This is a genomic window from Imperialibacter sp., assembly GCF_040222385.1.
Taxonomy (GTDB): Bacteria; Bacteroidota; Bacteroidia; order Cytophagales; family Cyclobacteriaceae; genus Imperialibacter.
This window is the reverse complement of the sequence record NZ_JAVKDF010000062.1, coordinates 1-2,854: the sequence shown is the minus strand read 5'-3', so window position 1 is coordinate 2,854 and position 2,854 is coordinate 1. Positions and strand designations below refer to the sequence as shown.

The window sequence follows — 2,854 nt, the reverse complement described above, 5'->3', positions numbered from 1 at the left end:
GATAACGCCCGGCTATGGCGAGTGGGGTTGTTTTATGCACTTCGCTGCCCACTTGCGCATAGCCACGCCGATGATAAATTTATAATTTGTGGCGTACAATCCAAGCCAGCATCCGTCAGTTTAGCGGCGAGGGCCCCATTCGCTATAGCCCCTTGTTGGCAGACTTTTCCCTTCTGAAAATTTCTACTCCACCGCTTCCAACTACTGCAAAGCATTCGTCATTGGGGGAGAAAGAAAAACTTAGATCAAAATTTTCCAGACGTTCGAGTGGTACCACTTGCAGGTAATTACTATCGTCTTGATGCTTTATAAAAACCTCTTGATCGGCCCCGTCTTTTGAAAGGAAAAGCAGGTAGCCGTCAGAAGTCCTCGCTTTGCCAACTGGGTTATCCCAATTAAAAATCTCAATCGGATTTGGGTATTCCTCAGTGATATAATGGGTAAAGTCCGAATAACCTACAGATTCTGGCAAGTTGCTACCAAGTCTTGTTATTTGCAGTCCGTCTGCGAAACAGGGAGTGATCGAATAGCCGTCGGGAGAGGTGACAATTAGCTTGTTTTCATCCGTCCATGCAGCACCATAGACACCCGCAGCACTAACCACTCTTTCTTTTTGCCAATTCGCCATTCCTATGTTTGCCAACGCCTGCCTAAAATGAGTGTGGGAGTTTTATGCAGTACTGCTTCCATCACCACTTAGCCACGCCGATGATAAAATTAACTTTTGTGGCGGACAATCCAAGCCAGCAAATGCTTGAAAACCAACGAAGCCCACATTCATTTTTAGGCCTGTGTTGGGCTTTCGTTTTTCATTTTATTCGGCTTAGGTCTCCGCCGTCAAAGCCAGTTGTTATCACGTCTACATTGGCTAGCTGACTGTTAGTAAATGCGTCCGAGCTTAAGTAGTCCGCCAGGGACTTCACAACCAGTTCAAGTACAGCCATCCAGTCTAGATGGTCGGTCAGTTCCGTTGGAATTTCCAAGTATTTATTGGTCGGTTCGAAATCGACTTCGATTGCCCAGTCATCGTTGTCTGGATCATATTCTTTAGCCCCAATTAAATAAATCATGTATCCTTCGGTTGTCTCAAGAATTCCGAAATGACATGCTTCAATTCCTTGAAGGTCAGTTGCTAAAATTTGGTTGTTTGAAATCCAGTCAGCAATTAGGTTCTCTAGTTTCATTTCTTGTTGTACGTTTGAGCAGCCGAGATGTCCGGTTAGGCAAAAAGATAAAAAACACGCAGTAAATAATTGTCTCATTACGTTCCGGGAATGAAGCCCAACGTCTGCCTAAAATGAGTGGGGGAGTTTTATGCAGCTCCGCTTCCTACCCATCTTAGCCACGCCAAATCTAAAATTAACTCTTGTGGCGAACATTCCAAGCCAACCGACCTTTGACAACCGATGAAGCCCACATTCATTTTTAGGCCTGTGTTGTGAGCTTTTTTCTAGTTTCTGCTGAGTCCCCAGCTATTAAGGACAGAATCCGCTTCCGCTAAATCTAACTGCTCCGACACGCTTGGTGGAAAGGCACGATAATAATGGGTGATTAATTTGCAGTCCCATGTCTTAGAGCCAAAGCTATAGAGGTAGATTAGTCTGCTAGACACACTGTCATTGTTGAATTTATTGTAAGAGTCCTCTTCGGCAATCAGTCGTCCGTGGTCTATTGTCACTTCCTTTGCAAAGTGATGGGCATCCTTTCTCGACAGTCTGTGTGAACCGTCCATCCATACCGCACCGGTCGAGTCTAGATCATGAGCAATCCAATCATCTTCGATTTTTGGAAGGCCGAGTTCACCTCTGCGAATATTGAACGATCTCCCAAATTCCTCCGCAGCCGGCCAGACTTTAGTCCTATTTTGAATGCATCCAGTAACTAGTCCAGCCATGATGATGGCAAGAGCTATCGATTGTCTACGTCCCATTACGTCCATGCATATTGCTCACAACGACTCGCTAAGATGAGTGTGGGAGTTTTATACAGTTCCCTCTCCACTAGCACTTAGCCACGCCGATGAATAAATTTAACTTTTGTGGCTGACAATCCAAGCCATCAATCCTATGAAAACTGGAGAAGCCCACATTCATTCTTAGCGTCGTGTTAGGCATTTTTCAGTTCCCGTCCTGCTTCTTCTGCCATTCCAGAAAAGGCTTCGGATCGGCTCCACGATAGTTGAATGACCCAACCAACTGATCGAACGCAGGCTGGTAATTCAGGTAGTCGGATTTATTGAAAGTTGAGAAGCTGAAAACGATGACCGATAGTTCGGTTTCTAAATAAATGACTTCCTCTTTGAAGCGGTCACCCAGGCTAGTAAAGGACAGCATTGTTGCGTCTATGATTGCTCCAGACTTACCAACAGCGATTTGCTCAAATGTCAGGTCTGGATACTTGACCTTGAAATTCTTGATATCGCCATTTACGAAAGATTCCAGATTCTTGTTGTCAGGACTCTTGTCATACCCCATTGCGTACATATAACTCTTTGGGTTCTTGTCAGCGTCGGCTTTTGCATAGAAGAAAGAGGCTAGCCCAATCTTGGAAGCAAGCTGTTTGTCATTCACCCAGCCGTCGGGTGTCGAAATGGTGAAGATGTGTCTATCACCGTAGATGACGTTCGTCTCGGGTTGGCTCTGAGCAACCGAAGCCAGGGTCAGAAACGACAAAAGTACGAGTGTTGAATATCTCATGCAGATCTTATAATGCCTAACGACTAGCTATGCGGCGTGGGGATTGGTATGAGTTACCGCTGCCGTCCGCAAATAGCCACGCCGATGAATAAAAATACACAAAGTGGCGGGGACTACAATCCCCACTGCCATTTCCTTACAAGTAAAGCCCCATGACG

4 protein-coding genes are annotated in these 2,854 nt (G+C 45.5%); all 4 read right to left on the bottom strand.

What is annotated here, in order from left to right; genetic code table 11:
• Positions 1-142 precede the first annotated feature (142 nt).
• The 4 genes from RIG68_RS28360 to RIG68_RS28345 all read right to left on the bottom strand — a co-directional run bounded on the left by RIG68_RS28360 (position 143) and on the right by RIG68_RS28345 (position 2,696).
• On the bottom strand, positions 143-628 hold the full coding sequence (locus tag RIG68_RS28360) for a hypothetical protein (RefSeq protein WP_350130354.1): 486 nt from the start codon (positions 626-628) through the stop codon (positions 143-145).
• Positions 629-809: 181 nt separating this feature from the next.
• Complete coding sequence (locus RIG68_RS28355) at positions 810-1,184, bottom strand: hypothetical protein (RefSeq protein WP_350130352.1); 375 nt, start codon at positions 1,182-1,184, stop codon at positions 810-812.
• 266 nt (positions 1,185-1,450) lie between these two features.
• A complete protein-coding gene (locus RIG68_RS28350; RefSeq protein ID WP_350130350.1) occupies positions 1,451-1,732 on the bottom strand; it encodes a hypothetical protein in 282 nt (93 codons plus the stop codon).
• Between the two features lie 385 nt (positions 1,733-2,117).
• Positions 2,118-2,696, bottom strand: coding sequence for a hypothetical protein (locus tag RIG68_RS28345; RefSeq protein ID WP_350130348.1), 579 nt, complete (start codon positions 2,694-2,696; stop codon positions 2,118-2,120).
• Between the last annotated feature and the right edge of the window lie 158 nt (positions 2,697-2,854).

Coding starts and splice junctions, on each gene's coding strand:
- RIG68_RS28345 (WP_350130348.1), bottom strand. CDS start 2,696: ATGAGATATTCAACACTCGTACTTTTGTCGTTTCTGACCCTGGCTTCG.
- RIG68_RS28350 (WP_350130350.1), bottom strand. CDS start 1,732: ATGGACGGTTCACACAGACTGTCGAGAAAGGATGCCCATCACTTTGCA.
- RIG68_RS28360 (WP_350130354.1), bottom strand. CDS start 628: ATGGCGAATTGGCAAAAAGAAAGAGTGGTTAGTGCTGCGGGTGTCTAT.
- RIG68_RS28355 (WP_350130352.1), bottom strand. CDS start 1,184: ATGAAACTAGAGAACCTAATTGCTGACTGGATTTCAAACAACCAAATT.